18 protein-coding genes are annotated in these 20,767 nt (G+C 43.9%); 8 read left to right on the top strand and 10 right to left on the bottom strand.

Annotation, left to right across the window (positions count from 1 at the left end; genetic code table 11):
* Positions 1–2 precede the first annotated feature (2 nt).
* The 5 genes from PXH68_RS05670 to PXH68_RS05690 all read left to right on the top strand — a co-directional run bounded on the left by PXH68_RS05670 (position 3) and on the right by PXH68_RS05690 (position 4,563).
* The gene (locus tag PXH68_RS05670) at positions 3–908 is read left to right on the top strand and encodes a permease (RefSeq protein WP_248028385.1); all 906 of its coding nucleotides are present in this window, start codon (positions 3–5) and stop codon (positions 906–908) included.
* Entirely contained in the window at positions 905–1,720 is an 816-nt protein-coding gene (locus PXH68_RS05675) for a TIGR03943 family putative permease subunit (protein WP_248028387.1), read from the top strand. The genes PXH68_RS05670 and PXH68_RS05675 overlap by 4 nt, the downstream gene beginning before the upstream one ends.
* Before the next feature lie 78 nt (positions 1,721–1,798).
* Complete coding sequence (zwf, locus tag PXH68_RS05680) at positions 1,799–3,286, top strand: glucose-6-phosphate dehydrogenase (protein WP_044668739.1); 1,488 nt, start codon at positions 1,799–1,801, stop codon at positions 3,284–3,286.
* Positions 3,287–3,329: 43 nt separating this feature from the next.
* Positions 3,330–4,004, top strand: a complete 675-nt coding sequence (locus PXH68_RS05685; protein WP_248028388.1) for a DNA alkylation repair protein — start codon at positions 3,330–3,332, stop codon at positions 4,002–4,004.
* Position 4,005: 1 nt separating this feature from the next.
* Positions 4,006–4,563 (top strand): GNAT family N-acetyltransferase, encoded by a 558-nt coding sequence (locus PXH68_RS05690; RefSeq protein ID WP_248028389.1) that lies wholly within the window; start codon positions 4,006–4,008, stop codon positions 4,561–4,563.
* Between the two features lie 40 nt (positions 4,564–4,603).
* On the opposite strand, the gene PXH68_RS05695 is transcribed toward PXH68_RS05690, so the two are convergent.
* Positions 4,604–5,536, bottom strand: a complete 933-nt coding sequence (locus PXH68_RS05695; protein WP_248028393.1) for a prolyl oligopeptidase family serine peptidase — start codon at positions 5,534–5,536, stop codon at positions 4,604–4,606.
* A 14-nt stretch (positions 5,537–5,550) separates the two neighbouring features.
* Positions 5,551–5,679 carry a hypothetical protein gene (locus tag PXH68_RS05700; protein WP_316715501.1) on the bottom strand — a complete coding sequence of 43 codons (129 nt, stop codon included), beginning with the start codon at positions 5,677–5,679 and terminating at the stop codon, positions 5,551–5,553.
* 115 nt (positions 5,680–5,794) lie between these two features.
* On the opposite strand from PXH68_RS05700, the gene PXH68_RS05705 reads away from it, so the two are divergent.
* Positions 5,795–6,259, top strand: a complete 465-nt coding sequence (locus tag PXH68_RS05705) for a TetR/AcrR family transcriptional regulator (RefSeq protein WP_248028395.1) — start codon at positions 5,795–5,797, stop codon at positions 6,257–6,259.
* Positions 6,260–6,286: 27 nt separating this feature from the next.
* On the opposite strand, the gene ftsY is transcribed toward PXH68_RS05705, so the two are convergent.
* From ftsY to rnc, 5 genes are all read right to left on the bottom strand, one after another.
* Positions 6,287–7,561 carry a signal recognition particle-docking protein FtsY gene (ftsY, locus tag PXH68_RS05710; RefSeq protein ID WP_248028396.1) on the bottom strand — a complete coding sequence of 425 codons (1,275 nt, stop codon included), beginning with the start codon at positions 7,559–7,561 and terminating at the stop codon, positions 6,287–6,289.
* 1 nt (position 7,562) lies between these two features.
* Positions 7,563–8,375, bottom strand: coding sequence for a Cof-type HAD-IIB family hydrolase (locus tag PXH68_RS05715; RefSeq protein ID WP_248028398.1), 813 nt, complete (start codon positions 8,373–8,375; stop codon positions 7,563–7,565).
* On the bottom strand, positions 8,365–9,174 hold the full coding sequence (locus tag PXH68_RS05720) for a Cof-type HAD-IIB family hydrolase (RefSeq protein ID WP_248028399.1): 810 nt from the start codon (positions 9,172–9,174) through the stop codon (positions 8,365–8,367). The genes PXH68_RS05715 and PXH68_RS05720 overlap by 11 nt, the downstream gene beginning before the upstream one ends.
* Positions 9,175–9,288: 114 nt before the next feature.
* Positions 9,289–12,828 carry a chromosome segregation protein SMC gene (smc, locus tag PXH68_RS05725; protein WP_248028401.1) on the bottom strand — a complete coding sequence of 1,180 codons (3,540 nt, stop codon included), beginning with the start codon at positions 12,826–12,828 and terminating at the stop codon, positions 9,289–9,291.
* A gap of 2 nt (positions 12,829–12,830) precedes the next feature.
* The gene (gene rnc, locus PXH68_RS05730; RefSeq protein WP_248028402.1) at positions 12,831–13,517 is read right to left on the bottom strand and encodes a ribonuclease III; all 687 of its coding nucleotides are present in this window, start codon (positions 13,515–13,517) and stop codon (positions 12,831–12,833) included.
* Positions 13,518–13,690: 173 nt separating this feature from the next.
* On the opposite strand from rnc, the gene PXH68_RS05735 reads away from it, so the two are divergent.
* Complete coding sequence (locus tag PXH68_RS05735; protein ID WP_248028404.1) at positions 13,691–14,680, top strand: acyltransferase family protein; 990 nt, start codon at positions 13,691–13,693, stop codon at positions 14,678–14,680.
* A gap of 187 nt (positions 14,681–14,867) precedes the next feature.
* Here the strand turns inward: PXH68_RS05735 and PXH68_RS05740 are convergent, their stop codons facing one another.
* Both PXH68_RS05740 and PXH68_RS05745 read right to left on the bottom strand, forming a co-directional pair.
* Positions 14,868–15,908: an ArsR/SmtB family transcription factor gene (locus PXH68_RS05740; protein ID WP_248028405.1), complete on the bottom strand. Its 1,041-nt coding sequence runs from the start codon at positions 15,906–15,908 to the stop codon at positions 14,868–14,870.
* Positions 15,883–17,178 (bottom strand): MFS transporter, encoded by a 1,296-nt coding sequence (locus PXH68_RS05745; RefSeq protein WP_248028406.1) that lies wholly within the window; start codon positions 17,176–17,178, stop codon positions 15,883–15,885. Before PXH68_RS05745 ends, PXH68_RS05740 begins: the two co-directional genes overlap by 26 nt.
* Positions 17,179–17,462: 284 nt before the next feature.
* On the opposite strand from PXH68_RS05745, the gene PXH68_RS05750 reads away from it, so the two are divergent.
* A complete protein-coding gene (locus PXH68_RS05750) occupies positions 17,463–18,950 on the top strand; it encodes a DUF1846 domain-containing protein (RefSeq protein WP_248028408.1) in 1,488 nt (495 codons plus the stop codon).
* A gap of 81 nt (positions 18,951–19,031) precedes the next feature.
* Here the strand turns inward: PXH68_RS05750 and ptsP are convergent, their stop codons facing one another.
* The gene (gene ptsP / locus PXH68_RS05755; protein ID WP_248028409.1) at positions 19,032–20,765 is read right to left on the bottom strand and encodes a phosphoenolpyruvate--protein phosphotransferase; all 1,734 of its coding nucleotides are present in this window, start codon (positions 20,763–20,765) and stop codon (positions 19,032–19,034) included.
* Positions 20,766–20,767: the final 2 nt, after the last annotated feature.

Genomic DNA, 20,767 nt, shown 5'->3' on the forward strand with positions numbered 1-20,767 from the left:
ATATGTTTGGTTTTGAAAACTTGCCTACTTCCATCCTGCAAGCTGGTGCGATTTTCCTATCCATTATCATCGAGGCCCTGCCCTTTGTTTTGATAGGTTCCATCCTGTCTGGTTTCATTGAGGTTTTTGTCAGTCCCGATCTAGTTAGACGCTTTCTGCCTAAACAGCCAATTTTAGCAGTTATCTTTGGTAGTTTTGTTGGTTTAATTTTTCCTTCTTGCGAGTGCGGTATCGTTCCTATCGTCAATCGACTCTTGGAGAAAAAAGTCCCACAATACACCGTCATTCCCTTTTTAATCACAGCTCCTGTGATCAATCCAATTGTACTGTTTGCGACCTTTATTGCTTTTGGAAATTCCTGGGTCTTTCTTATCTATCGTGCCCTTGGTTCACTACTGCTCGCCATGGTTGTGGGCTTGATTTTAGCTTATTTTGTCAAAGAGCCTATTCTCAAGCGTGCTCTAGAAGACAATCATCAGCATAGCTTGGAGACAAGATCAATTTGGAAAAAAATAGGACATGCCCTTATTCACGCTATTGATGAATTTTTTGATACGGGACGCTATTTAGTGTTCGGTTGTTTATTTGCCAGTCTGGTGCAGGTCTATGTTCCGACTGCCTTGTTAACCAGTATCGGACACAGTCCTCTAACAGCAATTTTACTGATGATGGTTCTTGCTTTCCTACTCTCGCTTTGTTCAGAAGCGGATGCTTTTATCGGTGCATCTTTGCTGTCTAGTTTTGGTTTTGCGCCTGTAATGGCCTTTCTCATCATTGGCCCTATTGTAGACGTCAAAAATCTTCTGATGATGAAATCCTATTTCAAATCATGGTTCATCGGTGCCTATGTCGGTCTGGTGTCCTTACTTGTCCTTGTCTATTGCTGGGTGATTGGAGGTCTAGTATGATTCGATTTTTGGTATTAGCTGCTTATTTTGAAATGACCATGTATCTCTACGTGTCTGGTAAGTTGGACCAGTACATCAACTTGCACTACACCTACTTGGCATTTTTATCCATGATTCTCGCTTTTATCTTGGCGCTGGTGCAATTAGTTGTCTGGATGAAGCAAATGGAAACCCCCAGTCATTTAACCAGTCGGTTGGCAAAAACATCCAGCATCTGCCTTTTACTGATTCCCTTAGCAGTTGCCTGGCTTTTTCCAACAGTGAGCCTCGATTCAACAACTGTCGCCGCCAAGGGCTATCATTTCCCTTTAGCTGCTGAAAATGATACTGGTACTCAGGCCCAAGAAGGGACAAGCGTGCAATACCTGAAACCAGATACATCCATTTACTTTACAAAATCCACCTACCAATCTGAAATGCGTAAGATTGCTGACCACTATTTGGCCCAGGAAAAGATCCAGATTACCAGTGAAAACTACATGGAAGTCATGGAAGCCATCTATGATTTTCCAAGTGAATTTTCTGGAAAAACGATTGAAATGGTCGGCTTTGTCTACAATGATCCTGACAATAGCCAGCAATTTTTCCTCTTCCGCTTTGGTATTATCCACTGTATCGCTGATTCAGGTGTCTATGGTTTATTGGTGACTGGCACCAATCAGACCTTTTCAGATAATAGTTGGGTTAAGGTCGAAGGGACAATTAAGGTGACTTACCATACAGCCCTTGGACAGAGTTTACCATCCATTGAAACCCAAAGTATCCAGTCGGTCCAGGAACCTGACAACCCCTATGTTTATCGTGTTTTTTAAGAAAATCCTTTTGAAAAGTGAATTTTCTGACAATTTGTGGTATACTATTACTGATATTCAACAGATAGGAATGAAATTATGTCATCACATGTATTATTTACAATTTTTGGTGCTAGTGGCGACCTTGCCAAACGCAAACTCTATCCATCTTTATTTCGCCTCTATAAGGCTGGACACATCAAGGAAAACTTTGCAGTAATTGGTACAGCTCGCAGACCTTGGACCAAGGAATTTTTTGAGCAAACCGTCATTGAATCACTGGGTGATCTGCCTGACACACCACGTCAAGCTCATGAGTTTGCTAGTCATTTCTACTATCAAAGCCATGATGTCAATGACACGGAACATTATGTAGCTCTTCGTAAATTGCAGGACGACTTGTGTGAAAAATACGATACCCAGCACAACAAGGTCTTCTTCCTCTCCATGGCTCCAGAATTTTTCGGAACTATTGCCAAACATCTCAAATCTGAGCAAATCGTTGATGGACAAGGTTTTGAACGTTTGATTATTGAAAAACCTTTCGGAACTAGCCTTGCTACAGCTACCAAACTCAATGATGAATTGGCAGCTGCCTTCAATGAAGACCAAATCTACCGTATCGACCATTACCTAGGCAAGGAAATGGTGCAAAATATCTTTGCGGTTCGCTTTGCAAATATCATTTTCGAGCATATTTGGAACCGCGATTACATTGATAACGTCCAAATTACATTTGCTGAAGCGATTGGTGTTGAGGATCGTGGGGGCTACTACGATCATTCTGGCGCCTTAAAAGACATGGTGCAAAACCATGCCCTTCAAGTTCTTTCCCTTCTAGCAATGGATAAGCCAGCCAGCTTCAAGGAGGAAGATGTCCGCGCTGAAAAGATCAAGGTCTTCCAACACCTTCGTCAACCTTCTGATGAGGACCTCAAACGCAACTTTATCCGTGGTCAATATGCAGCAGGTTCCATCGACGGAAAAGACTACGTTAGCTACTTGGATGAACCAAATATTGCCGAAGCTTCTCAGACAGAAACCTTTGCAGGAGGGGTCTTCTTCGTTGATACTGACCGTTTCCGTGATGTACCTTTCTTCTTCCGTACAGGTAAACGTCTGACAGAAAAGGGCACGCGCGTGACCATCACCTTCAAGCACGCAGAAGATATTTTTGGTCAACCTTCTGAGGCCAACGTCTTGACCATCTTCATCCAACCAACCGAAGGCTTTATGCTCTCTATCAACGGTAAGGAAGTTGGTTCCCACTTTGCTCTTACTCCTGCCAAACTCAACTTCCGCCACAATGCAACTGCTCTTGGAAATTCACCTGAAGCCTACGAAAAACTATTTTTCGATGTCCTAAATGGTGATTCTACTAACTTTAGCCATTGGGAAGAAGTGAAAGCAAGCTGGAGCTTGATTGACCGCATTGTTGATTTGTGGGCAAGCAACCAAGTCCCACTCCACACCTATCCAGCTGGAACTATGGGACCTGAGGCTGCCTTTGATTTGTTAGAAAGCTACGGTTGCAAGTGGGTCTGGACACCAGATGTGTGGTATCGTGAACGTGGCTTGTTGAAATAAAAATATGAAAACTGGAGCAATCCAGTTTTTTTCGGAGATATTTATGACTGTATTAAACACTATTCTCACCCAACTTGAAGCAGCCAGCCATGCTGGCACCCTCAAGCGTTATGAAAAAATTGGCGAAACTAAGCCCTACTACGGCGTTCCGATGGGAGCTATTTCTGGTATCGCCAAGGCCTATAAAAATCGACTGGACTTGTTTGCTCCACTCTGGCAAACAGGTGTCCTCGAGGCACAATATTTAGCTATTCAAATTGCCAAAACAAAACCTGACCAGCTGACTTCTGCCGCTTTAGAGGCTTGCCTCAATGAACAAGTTTCGGTCAACGTCCTCGATAAGCTGGCTTCCATCATTCTTAGCAAACGCAAGGATAGCAAAGACTGGGAGGAATACTTACTCATCCAAGACAAAGCTATTTTTCAGCGACTTGGTTGGTTCCTTCGTGCCAAATACTTTGCTGGAAAAGCAGCAACAAATCAAGAAATTGAAGAGACTCTAGACCATATTCGCCAGCATTTACAGAATGCAGAACCACTTATCCAATGGACCATGAACCAGTGCTTGGTGGAGATTGCCGTTGCTTACCCCGACTATCTAAAACAAGGCCTTGCAATCGGTCAGGAGTTAGCTGTCTATGTGGACATGAAAGTTCCAAAAGGCTGTACTTCTGCCTATGCACCAGACTGGATTGAGGCATTATTGAGGAGAAAATAAGATGCAACATAAAGGAACTCAGGTATTAGAAACAGAACGTCTAATTTTACGCCCCTTTCAAGCAACAGATGTTGAGTCAGTTTTCCAAAACTGGACTTCAGATGAAAAGGTCACCACTTATCTGACCTGGACAACTCATCAAAGGCTGCAAGATACAGAAGACTATATCCAGTTCTGTATCCAGTCTTATTCACAGGAAAAAACGTACAGGTGGGCTATTGAACTCAAAGAAAGTCAGCAAGCAATTGGCGATATTTCCGTGGTCAACCTAGACGAACGAGTACAGGCTGCTGAATTGGGCTGGTTGTTGGGCAGCCAGTGGTGGGGACAGAACTATATGCCCGAAGCCCTTGAAGCAGTCAATCGCTTTCTACTGGAAGAGGTTGGCTGTTTACGGATTACGGCTGTACACGATAGTGAAAATCGCCCTTCTGGTCGTGTTATGGAAAAAGTTGGCATGACCTATGAAGGTACCCTTCGACAAGCTGCTCGAAATAATCGTGGTATTGTGGATATTGCCATTTACTCACTGTTGCATACAGATAGAAAAAGTCGCTAGTTCTTGTTGAACTAACGACTTTTATACTTCTCTCTTTTGACTAATCAACCGGCAGATACTTCGCTAAGTAGTCTTCCACCAATTGCATATATTCTTGATTGGCAGCATAATCATTTTGCAGACCGTGGCCTGAATGCTCAGCGGTAAGAAACTGGTAATCAACACCATTTTCTTTCAAAGCTTTTTCTAATCGCACTGCTGCTTTATAAGGTTGCACCTTATCATGCTTGCCATAGATGACTACGCTTGGTACGGTTTCATCCGTCACCCAGTGGACTGCTGAGATTTCATTGACAATCTCCTTGTAACTACCGTCCATAATCATCTCCTCTGTTACTTCTTGACCTGACGTGGCACTGACAAGCCCCGCAGCCGCCTCATGATTGGTATCTGCTCCATAAATGCCCCAATCTTCCATGTAAAAGCTAGAAGGGCCAACGCCACCGAAGGTCAAAACCACAGGAACAGGAGCTTCTTTGGCATCTCGATAAGCGTAAATCATAGCTAGAGCATGACCAGCTGAACCACCTGAAATAGCCATTTTGTCAATTGTATAACCTTCATTTTTAGCCGCCTCAATCACATGAGGAATGCTGTCTTTGATTTCCTGAGCCTGAGAAGTAACACTTGCTCCATTCTCATCCGTCCGCAAGGTATAGTTGATACCAGCTGCTACATAGCCCTTAGAAGCAAGCCATTGCAACATCTGCTGGTCGTCTTTTTTATCACCACTCGTAAATCCACCCGCATGAAGATAGACAACAAGTCCATACGTTTTTTTACTGTTATCCGCAGGTAGATAGAGGTCAAACTTTTGTGCTTCTCCTTCTCCGTAGGACAGGTCAGTCACCATTCTCCCAATCTGGTCAGACCATTCCACCGAATATTCTTTAGCCCAAGCAGGTTTCAAAAAGTTTTTTGAAGCCACGCCCGCAAGAAGAGCTATCACAAATACCAGAATTCCAAATCCCACAAATTTTCTCCTTCTCATAAAAAATTACCTCCCCAAAGTGTTCCACCTAAGAGTAGGTTAAGAAAAATACGGACCAACAAGCGTCCAATTAAAATTCCAACAATCGCTATAAGTCCTAAAACAAGCCAACGTTTTATCGTCATGATTACTCCTTGACATTTCAATTTATTTCATTTAAGATGTAACAAGTGTAACATTTAATTATTTCTTATGCAATAGCAATGCAGCCATATGTAACAAATCAAAGGAGTTTGTATCATGTCAGCCAGTCACTATATTCAAGAAGCCTTACTGCAACTCATTCAACAAAAGGAGTATGAAAAAATCACCATAACTGACATTGCAAAACGGGCTGGTGTAACTCGAATTAGCTTCTATCGAAATTTTGACAGCAAGGATGCTATATTGGAGCTAGCCTTGAAATCTGCATTCCAAGCCTATCAAGCAGAGCATGGAACCGACCTATCTTTCCCGGCACTGTTTGCCTTTTTTCAGCAGAACAAGAGCCTGATTGACTGCCTCTACAAGAGCGAAAAGGAAATTTTTATCGCCCAGCTTCTGACAGACAAGCAAAGCCTTTCTACATTACCGACTGAGGTTGCCTATTCCTATGCCTTTGTCGGCTATTCCATTCTAGGAGCCTGCACTGCTTGGTACCAACGGGGCATGGTGGACACTGCAGAAGAAATTACAAGAATTATGGACCAGCAAAAAAGTAGCTAACTGTCACAGTTAACTACTTTTTTCATTCTATACCAATCCCTCCAAGAGCCCACGCATGAACTCTTCGGATTTGAATTCTCCGATGTCATCGATTTTCTCACCGAAACCAATCAGCTTGACTGGAATATCTAATTCCTGACGGATAGCAAGGACAACACCACCTTTTGCAGTACCATCTAGCTTGGTCAAGACAAGACCTGTCAACGGGGTAATTTTTGCAAATTCCTTGGCTTGACTAAGGGCGTTTTGACCTGTGGAGGCATCCAATGCTAAGAGGGTTTCATGCGGTGCATCAGGCAGGGTCCGTTTGATGATGCGACCGATTTTTTCCAGCTCTGCCATGAGGTTTTCTTTATTTTGCAAACGACCTGCTGTGTCAATCATGAGAATATCCACACCTTCTGCCACGGCACGTTTTACCCCGTCAAAGACCACACTGGCTGGGTCTGACTTTTCAGGACCCGTGACCACAGGCACATCGACACGGCGACCCCACTCGACCAGTTGGGCCACCGCACCTGCACGGAAGGTATCCGCCGCAACCAGCATGACCTTCTTGCCAGCCTGCTTGTACTTGTAGGCCAACTTACCGATAGATGTCGTCTTCCCAACACCGTTGACACCGACAAAGAGCATGACTGTCAAATCATCTTGGAAATTGATTTGCTCACTGAATTGACCATCTTTTTCGTAAATATCCACCAATTTTTCGATGATGACCCGACGGAGTTCATCTGTCTTCTTGGCATTTTGGAGCTTGGCTTCATAGCGGAGCTCCTCTGTTAGAGTAGAAGCAACTTGCACACCTACGTCTGATAAAATTAGCATTTCTTCCAACTCTTCGAAAAATTCTTCATCAACCGAACGGAAATTGGCAAAGAATTCATTGAGCCTTGCCCCAAAGCCTGTACGGGTCTTTTTCAAGGTCCGCTGGTACTTGTCCTGCTCACTTTCTTGCTCTACTGGAACAACTTCCTCACCAGGCTCTTCCTTGACCTTGGTTTGAATAGCAGGGTCAAAGCCTTGTTCCTGCGCTTCCTTCACTCGAGCCGCAGCGGCTTCTTTAGCTGCATAATATTGAGCCATCATGTCTAATGTCCGTTGTTTCTGAGCTTCTTGCTCGGCAGTCAATTCAGGCTCTACTACTTCAGACTGGAACTCTTCCATTTCTTGACTAGCTAACTCAACTTCAGTAGTTACAGTATCTTCGCTTGAAGTCGACTGTTCCGTTTCTACTTCTTCAACAAGAGCAACTTGCTCCTCTTGTTTTTCTTGTCCAAATAATCGATCAAATAATCCCATATTAGTCCTCATTCAATACATAGTGCTCGATGGCCCAAGCAATGCCATCTTCATCATTGGTTTTTGGCAAGACAAGGTTTGCCGCAGACTTGATTTCATCAGTCGCATTCGCCATGGCAACACCCAAACCTGCCCATTCAATCATCGAAAGATCATTTCCTTCATCACCACAAGCCATAACTTCTAACCGATCAATCCCCAGATGTCCAATCAACTTGGCCAAACCATTTGCCTTATGGACACCTTTTGGACTCCATTCGAGCAAGATATCACGCGATTTGAAAATCTCGAAACGCTCGTGAAGTTCCGCAGGAATTTTTGGAATTTGTCCATCCAAAAAGTCTGCTGCCACAGCTGAAACTGCCTTATTGTAAACAAAATCTTCTGGCAGTTCCTCATCTGTCACAGGGATTTTATTCAAAAGTGGATTGGCTGTTAAATAGAGAGATTCATGGGCAGCAGGTAGCGAATAGACATCACCACCATAGAGAACATCCAGAGGCAAGTCCAAATCATTTGTCACACGACGGATGGCGCGGACATCTTCAATTGTGAAGCCAACCTTATCCAAAACCCGACCTGTATTTTCCTGGACTAGACCACCGTTAAAGGTAATGGAATACTGGCTCTCACCTAGCAAATCCAATTCTTCTAGAAAACTACCGATAGCTTGCAAGGGCCGTCCTGTTGTCAGAACTACATAAACTCCACGCTCACGCGCTGCCTGCAAGGCCTTTTTATTGGCTTCTGAAATCCGTTTGTCCGATGTCAGAAGCGTTCCATCCAAATCCAATGCAATCAACTTAATTGCCATTTACTAATTCCTCCATATAAGCCATGACTGCCTCATCATTGCAATGCCCAATTACCAGATCTGCTTGCGCTTTCACTTCATCAATAGCATTTTCTGTCGCAACCGAATAGGCTGCCAGTTTCAACATTTCCAAATCATTTTGATTGTCACCAAAGGCAATCAGATTTTCTCCAGTCACCCCTAAGTGTTGGCAGAGGTGAGAAAGTCCGATCCCCTTGTGAACCCCTGACAAGATGATATCAATCGATGTAAAGCCGGTAGTCACGGCAGATAATTGTTGAAAATGTTTGTTGATCCAGTCCTGCGCTTCTACACGAATAGCTTCATCGATGTAAAGATTTAACTTGATAATCTCTTCAGAAATATCTTCAAAGCTCGGTACCAATACAATGTCATGATAATAGCCAGACAATTCTCTGTATAGCCCCTCTTCAACTTTATCCAACATATAAGAGGCCTTCAAGCCAGACAAGGTAACATACTGCGGATGAACATAACCACTCTTAACCAGCTCATCCACCAAGGCTAGATAAGTCGATGGCTGAATGGGATCGTCTAAATAGATTGTTTGATTGCGATAGACAACTACAGCCCCATTTTCAGCAACCAGAGCAATATCATCTAAAAATTCCTCGAACAACTGTTTGAGACTCGGCAGAGAACGACCGCTAGCCGCAACAAACAAATAGCCCTTTTCCTTAAACTGCATTAACAAATTTCGAAAACGACTGGCATCAAATCCATGGTCATTTCGTAAAAATGTCCCATCCATATCCGTTGCAATGATTTTCTTATACATAACAAACAACCTCCGTCCAGTCCTTTTATTATACCATATTTCGCCCTATTTCCCTTTCGTCTAGTCGAATTTCCATCAAGAAAAAACCTGGAAATTTCCAAGTTTTTCTAGTTCTTAATCTGTATAGGCTTCCACATCTTTCAGTTTGACCGACACAATCTTGGACACGCCAGATTCCTGCATAGTCACCCCATACATGGCATCCGCCGCCGCCATAGTCCCTTTTCGGTGGGTCACGACGATAAATTGACTGTCCTTATCAAAGCGATTGAGATAGTCCCCGAAACGCTTGACATTGGCCTCATCCAAAGCTGCCTCCACCTCGTCCAAGATGACAAATGGAATGGTCTTGACGCGGATAATGGAAAATAGCAGAGCGAGGGCCGAAAGGGCTTTTTCGCCACCTGACATGAGGTTGAGCGATTGAATTTTCTTACCCGGAGGCTGAACAGAAATCTCCACACCTGCAGTCAGTATGTCTGGACTGGTCAAAATCAAGTCCGCAGAGCCACCGCCAAACATTTGCTTAAAGGTTGTTTTGAAGCTTTCTCGAATAGCTTCAAAGGTCACTTTAAAGCGTTCCTTAACCTCTCCGTCCATCTCATGAATGGTGTTCAAGAGCAAATCACGAGCTGAGAGGATATCAGTCCGTTGCTCCTTGAGGAAAGTCAGGCGGTTATTGACCTCATCATACTGCTCAATGGCATCCAGGTTGACTGGCCCCAAGGCACGAATGGACCGCTCCAAATCTTTGACCTGTGCTTCTGCCTGTGCAAGATTATCTACTTCCTTAGCTTGACTGCTGGCCTCTTCAAAGCTCATCTTGTACTGTTCACTGAGATTAGAGAGAAGAGACATCAACTTGTCGCTGGCCTGCTCACAATCTGCTTCAAGTTTAGCTTGCTTGCGAATCAGGTCATCATTCTTTAAACGAGCCTGCTCCAAGCGACCTTCCAAATCTTCAAATTGTCCATCAATATCTTCCAATTCAAACTTGAGACGAATATGTAATTGGCTGGTCTCTACTTGCTTTTGGTTGGCTGCTGCTAGTTGTTCCTGCAAGGTTTCCAAACTGCTATCATCCAGGGCTACCGTTTTCTGATTGATGATGTCTTCTAGAAGACCAATTTCTTTTTCAGTAGCTGCTACTTCATCCTGCAAGCGTGTCAGGTCTGTCTGTTCAAAGCCAAGCTGACCAACAAACTGAGTCTGTTCCAATTTCAAGCTGGACAGTTGCCCTTGCAAATTAGACAAGCTTTCTTGTACTGCATCTCGGTTGTTCTTAACTTCTTCGATCTGCTTGTTGAGCTGATCTTTCTTGTCCGCTAAGGCCGACAAGTCTTTCTGGTAACCAGCTTCTAATTCTTTCAATTCTACCAAAATGGTCGGACTGGTTTGACTGATTTGAAGGTCATACAAACTAGTTAATTGCTGCAGTCTTTCCAAGGCTTGCTCATGACGGAGTCGGATTTCTTGTTCCATCAAGCGAGCTTCCTCGCCTTGGCTTTTAATCTTTTCAAGTTCTAGACGAGCCTGGTCAAGACTGACTTTTTGAGATGACACCTTGTCTTCTTGGGCTTTTAACTGGCTAGATAGCTCTGCTATTTCCCCAAGTAACTGATCTAGTTCTGGCTTGACAAAAGTGGTATTGTTATTGCGGCTGCTACCGCCAGCAAAGGCTCCACCTGGTCGAATTTCAGAACCGTCCAAGGCTACCATACGCACTTGGAACTTGGTCGCACGCGCCGCTTGGTTGGCATTATCAACGGTGTCAAAAATGGCAACAGTTCCCAGTAAGTTTTGAAAAATGTTGCTAAGTCGAGGCTCAAAAGTCACCAAATCACTAGCCAAGCCCAAGAATCCAGTTGCCATCTTTAAGACTGATTCATGATGGCTGGCCAGCTGCCGAGCTTTAATGGTTGTCAAAGGCAAGAAGGTTGCCCGCCCCTGCCTTTGTTGTTTAAGAAAAGAGATAGCAAACTTGGCAGTCGCCTCGTCCTCTACGATAATATTTTGACTGGCACCACCAAGAGCAATTTCAAGAGCTGTTTGATAGCGAGTATCAAAGGTCAGGTGTTCACTGACCGCTCCGATAATACCTCCGATAGACTGGGCGTTCTGCAAGACTGCCTTGACCCCTGCGTAGAAGTTGGAATGATTTTTCAAAATCGCTTCCAGACTGGCTTGGCGGGCCTGTTTGGCCTTGACCTGATCCAGGAGGTCAAACATGACAGCCTGGTCCTCTTGATAAGTTTGCTCAGCCTGCTGTACAGCTTGAGCCTGTTTCTGATAATCTTTCAAGAGCTGACTCAGGCTAGATTCGGCTTGGTTTCTTTCTACTTGATGGCTGGCAACTTCAGCATCAACTGTCTCTTTTTCCGCCTGCAAACGACGGACTTCTTCCGATTTGCTCTCTGTTAGGCGGATCTGGTTGGCAATATCCTGCTCGACTTTGGTCAGGTTGTTGGACATGTCTGCTTCTTCTTGTAAGAGTGTCACGTATTGCTCACGAAGGTGGTCCAAGACCTGCTCTGGATCTTCAGAGAAGTAGGCAATTTCCTTTTCCAATTCAACAATCTGTTGTTTAATCCTTGCCAACTTGCTATTCAAATCGGCAATAACTTCCGTCTTGTCTGCAACCTGCTGGCTGGTCTTGTCCAGCTTCTCTTGCAAGATCTGTAAGCGGTCTTGGGCCTCTTGCTTACTGGATTCATTCTGACTGGACTCCAGTTTGTGGACTTCGATTTTCCGTTCTAAGTCGCTAATCAGTTTGGTCAAGTCCAAGAGAACAGCTTGTTCTCTCTCTATCTGCTCGGTCAGTTGGTGCCGTTGGTGCTTGAGATCTTGGTTTTCCTGCTCCAAGTTGGAACGGAGTTCATAATAGTTGGTCAAATCTGCCTTAACGGCTTCCAACTCCTCCTGCTTGGTCGTCAGTTTTTCACGACCAACAAGAACCTGAGCCACCAAGACATCCAGATAGAGTTCGGTGCGTTGTCCGTCTAATTCCAAGAATTTTTTAGCCGTCTGGGCTTGTTTTTCCAAGGGTTTGACCTGGTTGTCCAACTCGTAGATGATGTCTTCCAAGCGATCCAAATTATCCTGAGCCTGAGCTAGCTTGCTTTCGGTTTCTTTCTTACGGGTCTTATACTTGAGTACTCCTGCTGCTTCTTCAAAGATCGCTCGACGCTCTTCTGGCTTAGAATTAAAAATCGCCTCCACACGTCCTTGAGAAATAATGGAGAAAGAATCCCGACCCAATCCGGTATCCATGAATAGACCATGAATATCCCGCAGTCGAACTTTCTTCCCATCAATCAGGTACTCACTATCCCCTGACCGATAGATGTGGCGTTCAACCTTAATTTCCTTAGCCTTATCCGCGATAAATCCGCTAGAATTATCCAAGGTCACCACTACTGAGGCATAGTTAAGAGCCTTACGGCTTTCTGTTCCCGCAAAGATAACATCAGGCATCTTTCCACCACGCAGGCTTTTTGCAGAGGATTCTCCTAAGGCCCAACGTAGACTTTCAGTAATATTGGATTTACCAGAACCGTTTGGCCCCACCACGGCAGTCACCCCACGGTCAAAGACCACCTTGGTCTTGTCTGCAAAGGATTTGAAACCTTGCATTTCGATTGATTTGAGATACATACTTACCCTCTGGCCTCCACCGCATTTTTGGCAGCAGCCTGTTCCGCTAATTTCTTAGATCGCCCTTTACCACGACCAATCGCCCGTTCATCTACCGACACTTCTACCTCGAAGACCTTGTCATGGGCAGGACCTGATTCTGAAACTACTCGATAACTAATGGCGATTTCCCCGTTGACCTGCAAAATTTCCTGCAAGGCCGTCTTGTAGTCCGTTACACGTTCAAAATTGCCTACCTCTAACTGCGGAATCATGACCTGATACAGAAAGGCCTCCACAGTCTTTTCTCCCTTGTCCAATAGCAGAGCCCCCAAGAAAGCCTCGAAAGCATCTCCTAGAATGGTATCCCGATTGCGGCCGCCAGATTTTTCCTCACCTTTGCCCAGTCTAATATAACGATCAAAACCGCAGGCACGAGAAAAGCCAGCTAAGGACTCCTCCCGAACAAATGTTGAACGAAGTTTTGACATTTCCCCTTCTGGATAATCTGGGTATTTCTGATATAGATACTTGGAAATAATCAATTGCAGAACAGCGTCTCCTAAAAATTCCAAGCGTTCGTTGTGTGAAATTTTTAGAAGGCGGTGCTCATTAGCGTAAGAAGTATGGGTGAAGGCAGTTTCTAACAAGGCCAAATCACTAAAATCAATCCCAAACTCTGCTACTAATTTTTCTTGTAAGGTTTGCATCTCTTGCTCCTTTCTAATTACCTGCTTAAGCAAGCTATTTCCTATTATACCATATTTTACACTGGACTTCTCCTCTTAACTTGGCTTTCCTCAAGTAGCCTATCTCCCATTCCTGTAAACATTTACATATTCGCTATATTTCGATAAAATGGAAGAAAAAGAAGGGAGTTAGTATGCACAATAAACCAAAACCATTCAATACCTCACTACTCTCCCTCATCCAGTTCATCGGAGCTATTTTAGTTATCGCCCTCCATTGCCGCAGGTTATTTGAAGCAGACCAGCTCCACTTCATCCAAAAATCCATCTTTAGTCGCATGGTCGTCCCCTACTTCATGGTCACCGCCAGCTTCTTCCTCCGACGCAACTACCCCAGTCTCTCCAAACAATACCTGATCCGCTACAGCAAACAATACCTGACTTGGTCCGCCCTCTACCTGCCCTTCTACCTCTTCTACCTAACTCTTCAAGAAATCCCCTTCCCCTACTACCCACTCGCACTCCTAGTCGGACTGACCTACACCGGCCCCAGCTACCAACTCTGGTACATGCCCGCCTTCTTGCTTGGCCTTGTCCTCGTTCATTTTTCCTTGGAGAAATGGGGCTGGCGCATCACAGCTTGTCTAGCCTGCCTCCTCTATCTCCTAGGCTCAGTCGAAACCTACTCCTCCTACCTGGCAGAATCGGTTGTCCTGACCGCATTTGACAGCTACAAAACCTTCTTTTTCACCAGCCGCAACGGCCTCTTCTACGCACCGATTTTTGTCCTGACAGGCTTTTATCTAGCCGACAAACTCAATCAACCCATTTTCCAATACAGACAAAAGACCAAACTACTTGTCTGCACAGCCCTTTTAGCTTTTGAAGCCACTGTCATCTATCTCAATCAGGGCTACGACAAGAACTTTCTATTTAGCCTGATTCCATTCACAGCCTATCTAGTCGCCTGGACCCTAACCACAGACCTCTTCCGTCAGAAAAAATTCCAATTTCTCAAAGAATACGCCAGCTATTATTATTTTATCCATGTTATCCCAGTCGAAATCAGCTTTTTCTTCCTAGAAACTAGTGCCCTGACCAAAATACAGCAAGGTTGGTTAGTCTTCCTTATCACCATCATCACTTGCCAACTGCTCAGCTGGTTAATCATTAATACTCAATGAAAACCAAAAACAAACTAGGCGACGCAGATGCGGATAGAACACTGTTCCTTATTATATTTCAAGGGAACAGGCTGAAAAGATCCACTGGACCTTTTCACTCATCAAATCCAGTCAACAACGTCTGATTTTGATTTTCGAAGAGTATAAGCACAAAAGAACCTTGAAAGATCTAACTTACAAGGCTTTTTTACAAATCAAAATCCTCTTTCAACTTATCAATCACCTGTTGAAGTAAATCCCGATTGACACTGTATTTGACATCGCTGTCTTTGGTATTAAAGAGAAGGAGGTCACCGTTGATCAGTTTCTGGGTGTGAAAGGACACTGCTGCCCCTGTAATAGCCAGACGTTCTGCAATATCCTTGCTCTTGGCATGGGGCTTGGTCAGCTCCACCAAGACCTGATAACGCGTACTATCGCTGATGACTTTAAGAGCCGTTGTCAAATCATCCAGATCCAGCTCGTCATTTGAGAGCATAATCTGGTCAATTCGACAGGAAGCTAAAAGAGCGACTTTCATATAGTCAAATTCTTCGTTGCCATAATAAGCAAACCAATAATTCCAAGGACTGAGAACGAAGAATTGGGCAGTTTCCACTCCTAAAGTATCCAAGCCAGTCATGGACAACTGTTTGGAGTCTCGATACAGTTTTTCAATGTCAAATTCCTGAGCAAATTCTTCCCGCTCCGCTCTTGCCTGCTCAAAATAGGGTTGATAGATTGGAAGCATCTTATCCAAGAGATGGACAGACCGCTCAACAGTTTCTAGTGGATTGCGGATTGCCAGCGACCAGTACCATTTATCAGCTGGTTTTTTGCCCGTATTCTCCAAGAGTTCCATGAGGCTGAGGTCCTTCTCGCGATGACCTTCATTTTCTGATGCCAACATGGTCCGCATAGTCTCTTCTACTTCTTCTTGAGACAGCTTTAAAATCAACTGACAAGCTTCCTCGACTGTCTTTGGATCCTGCCCATCATTCAAGAGATAGAAATAAAGACTATGCAAAATGTTAAAGATATGACCCCAAACAAAGACCTCGTTAACTTCCTGACGAAAATCGGCCAGTTTTTCCTCTATTTCATCTCGATTTTCCAAAGCATCTTTGAGAATGTCTTTTTCTTTCTGTGACAAATCCGCCTCAATCGGTTCCTCACGTTCCGTGACAATTAAAGGAATAAAGAACTTTTCAACAATCTCGCTTCTATAATCTCGGTAATCTAATTTCATATTGCTTCTTTCTAAACTTGAACGAACTCTTTTTTGGTTTAATAACAGTATAGCCCAAGAGTCCCACAGAAAGCAAGAGGAAGATAAGGGAGATGCTTGTGACAGACAAAAGTGTCACCATCAGAGCTACCAAGGCTTGACCTGCAAGCATCCCAATATTAAATATGGTCCCCATTCCTGCATTGATAGTCGCCAGTTTATCCTCTGGTAGTTCATTCATTATCAAGGCATACAATTTTGGATTGATAATACCAGCCGTCATGGTATTGAGTAAAATAACGGCCATTACAATGTAAATATTATGAAGATAGAAACCAATAAATAGGAGAACCGACAAACCTGTACAAAATTTGAGCAGGTTGGATAAGCTGACATGTTTGAAGAAAGCCATGCCTAAACTAGAGCCAAGGATGTAGCCGACAGAAAAGAGATTAAAGACCAAGGCAAGAGTTATGCCAGAATTGACAATCATGAAGTCTGAAAACTCCTTCATAGCCAGGATAACCAAGGGAGGTACGGCACTGCCAACCGTATTGATACCCGCAATGGTCAGAATAGAAGTCTTTAGTACAGGGATGTTTTGAATGGCTTGATAAGATTCTTTGAGGCTCTGACCGATTCCTTTGATAAGTCCTGCTTCTGTTTCGGTTTGTTCAACTTCTTGGATAGGATTTTCTTTCAACAACTTGGCAAAAGCTGGACGCAAACCTACCATAATCACAAGGCTGACCAAGAAAGTCCCAGCATTGAAAAAGGCAAGATGCTGGTAAGACATATAACCGATGAGAATGGCACCGCTAGATCGAAAGACAATCATCAAGATGCCGCCCACGGTGTTCTTAAAAGCCATGGCTATTTCACGTTCTTCTGCCGCTACAACCCGCAGGCTAAGTGGCATATAAAGACCATTTTCATATTGGCCAGCCAAGTCAGATAGGAAATTCACCATACAAACGACTGCGACAATCCAGAGAGCTGGTGTAAATCCCATTAGTAAGCCAACAAGTGCATATAAACCGAAACGGACAACTAAGGTAGCTAGAATGGTATCCAATTTGTTTTTTGTCCGATCAGCCCAGATTCCCATAAAAAGTCCCGACAAGATTGGCAGAGTTTCAGAAACCGTAATCATAGCCAGAGCAAACTTGGTATCTGGTAGAAACAGGACATAGTTCATCAGAGCTAGATAGTAGAGCGTATCTCCAAAGTTGGAAATAACATCTGCCAGATAGCTTGATAAGAACAATTTATTGTTGAACAGCTTTTTCATAAACATCTCCTTAAATCAAAATTAAACATTTGTTTAATAATATTTTATGCTTTATTTTAATAAAGTCAACACTTAATTTCATAAAAGTTAAAGTTTTTTTAAACACTTATTTAATTTTGTTCTATCTGGCTTTTTCTTGACAAGATTAGCACAGTTTGTTATAGTATTGTTCGGGCACCTCTTTTGAGAGGTCGGAGAAAAGGCTCCCTAATTTTAGGGAGCTGTTTTTGTTTTTTTCAGACAAGCTTGGACCCAATTTACTGATTATATGGAGGAATTTTTGTATGAAGCAGATTGCATTTGATTCAAATAAGTATTTGAACCTACAACGTGATCATATTTTAGAGCGTATTGCCCAGTTTGAAGGCAAGCTCTATATGGAATTTGGCGGAAAAATGTTAGAAGATTTCCACGCAGCCCGTGTTTTACCAGGCTATGAACCAGATAATAAAATCAAACTCCTCCAAGAGTTGAAAGACCAAGTAGAAATTGTCATCGCCATCAATGCCAGCAATATCGAACATTCTAAGGCACGTGGCGACTTGGGTATCTCTTATGACCAAGAAGTCTTCCGTTTGATTGATACTTTCAATGATATTGATATTTATGTTGGTTCTGTCGTCATTACCCAATACCGCAACCAACCAGCCGCGGATGCCTTCCGCAAGCAGTTGGAAAAACATGGTATCAAGTCCTATCTCCACTACCCAATCAAGGGTTATCCTTCTGATATCGACCACATCATCTCACCAGAAGGTATGGGCAAAAATGACTACATCGAAACTAGTCGCAATCTCGTCGTTGTCACCGCACCTGGACCTGGTTCAGGTAAATTGGCGACTTGTATCTCCCAACTTTACCACGACCAACTGCACGGCGTAACATCAGGCTATGCTAAGTTTGAAACCTTCCCAGTGTGGAACTTACCACTCCACCATCCCGTTAACTTGGCCTATGAAGCAGCAACTGCCGACCTGGACGACCTCAACATGATTGACCCCTTCCACCTGCAAACTTACGGCAAAACTGCGGTCAACTACAACCGTGACATCGAGGTCTTCCCTGTCCTCAACCGTACCTTTGAACGTATTTTGAACAAATCACCATACGCCTCACCTACGGACATGGGTGTCAACATGGTGGGCTACTCCATCGTGGACGAGGAAGCGGCTATCGAAGCATCCAAGCAAGAAATCATCCGTCGCTACTACCAGACCTTGGTTGATTTCAAGGCAGAGCGGGTCAGCGAGCAAGCAGTTAAAAAGATTGAACTCCTCATGAATGAAGTCGGCGTGACACCAGCCGATCGTAAGGTCGTTATCGCTGCGCGCGAAAAAGCAGAGCTGACAGCCAGCCCTGCCCTAGCTATTCAGTTGCCAAATGGAGAGATGGTAACAGGTAAGACATCCGACCTCCTCAAACCAACTGCAACTGTTCTTCTCAATGCTATCAAGCAAATCGCTAACATCGATGATGAAACACTTCTTATCGAACCAAACTACATCCGCCCAATCCAAGAATTGAAGGCAGATTATCTGGATAAGACCAATACACGACTCGATGCAAGTGAGATTCTCAACGCCCTTGCCATTACTGCACAAGACAGCCCTCTTGCTGCAAGTGCCATGAAAGAATTGGGGCAATTAAATGGTAGCGAGGCCCATTCGACTGTTATCCTATCCGATGAAGATAAGAGCGTCCTCCGTAAATTAGGAATCAATCTTACCTTTGACCCTATCTACCAACACAACAAGTTTTATCAGAAAAACTAGGCACTCAAGAAGACTTGCTCCGACAAGTCTTTTTGTGAACAGTAAAAAAAGCAAGGATTCAATCCCTGCTTTTTTCAATGATTAGTCGAAATCAACATACTCTTTTTGAAGTTCAAGAACTTCTTCTGCCGTAGCACATTCTGTCAAGGCACGGTGAGCATATTCTTCCATCTTAGCTGTATCAAGTTTCTTCATAAGGCTACGTGTACGAAGTACAGACGTTGCACTCATAGAGAACTCATCCAAGCCCATTCCGACAAGAAGTGGAACAGCTTGTTGGTCACCAGCCATCTCACCACACATACCAGCCCATTTGCCTTCTGCATGTGCAGCCTTGATAACGTTGTTGATCAAGCGAAGGATTGATGGGTTGTATGGTTGGTAGAGGTATGAAACTTGTTCGTTCATACGGTCTGCTGCCATAGTGTACTGGATGAGGTCGTTTGTACCAATTGAGAAGAAGTCAACTTCTTTTGCAAATTGGTCTGCAAGCATTGCTGCTGCAGGGATTTCAATCATGATACCAACTTGGATATCATCTGCAACTGCTACACCTTCAGCCAACAAGTTTGCTTTTTCTTCTTCAAGGATTGCTTTTGCTGCACGGAATTCAGTCAACAAGGCAACCATTGGGAACATGATACGAAGTTTACCATGTACAGATGAACGAAGAAGGGCACGCAACTGAGTACGGAACATTTGGTTACCAGTCTCAGAGATAGAGATACGAAGGGCACGGAAACCAAGGAATGGGTTCATTTCGTGTGGGAGATCGAAGTAAGGAAGCTCCTTATCACCACCGATATCCATTGTACGAACCACAACTGGCTTGCCATTCATGCCTTCAAGAACAGCCTTGTAAGCTTCGTATTGCTCATCTTCAGTCGGGAAGTCTTGCGAATCCATGTACAAGAATTCTGTACGGTAAAGACCAACTGCTTCAGCACCGTTATCGTTTACACCTTCAACGTCTTTTGGTGTACCGATGTTTGCTGCCAATTCAAAGTGTTTGCCGTCAGCTGTAACTGTTTGAGCATCTTTCAAAAGTGCCCATTCAGCTTTTTGTTTAGCATAGGCTTCACCAGCTGCTTTAAATTCTGCAATCACTTCTTCAGAAGGGTTAATCACTACATCACCTGTGATACCGTTAACAGCCAATACATCACCGTCTTTAACGATTTCAGTAATGTTATTTGTACCCAAAACAGCAGCAATTTCAAGTGTACGAGCCATGATAGCTGAGTGGCTTGTACGTCCGCCGATGTTGGTTACAAAGGCTTTTACAAACTGTTTATTCAACTGTGCCGTATCTGAAGGTGTCAAGTCATGCGCAATAACGATTGACTCTTCGTTGATAGCAGATGGGTTTGGAAGGCGAACACCAAGAAGGTTAGCCAAGACACGCTTGGTTACGTCGCGAATGTCTGCCGCACGCTCTTGCATGTATGGGTTGTCATCCATACCTTCAAAGATAGCGATAAACATATCCGTTACTTCTTTCAAACCAGTTTCTGCATTTGTTTTCTTGGCACGGATTGTTTCTTTGATCTGACCAACCATTTCTGGGTCAGCAAGAACCATCAAATGCGCATCAAATACAGCTGCGGCTTCTTCACCAAGGCTTGCTACTGCGTTCTCACGAATAAGAGAAAGCTCGTTTTGTGATGCTTCAAGAGCTGCATCCAAACGAGCTTCTTCTGCATTTGTATCTTCAACTGTAACAGTTTCAAATGACAAATCTGGCTGAACGAGTAGATATGCCTTAGCAACGGCAACACCGTCAGATGCTGCAATTCCTTTAAGCATTCCTGTCATAT

The organism is Streptococcus sp. 29896, assembly GCF_032594915.1.
Taxonomy (GTDB): Bacteria; Bacillota; Bacilli; order Lactobacillales; family Streptococcaceae; genus Streptococcus; species Streptococcus suivaginalis.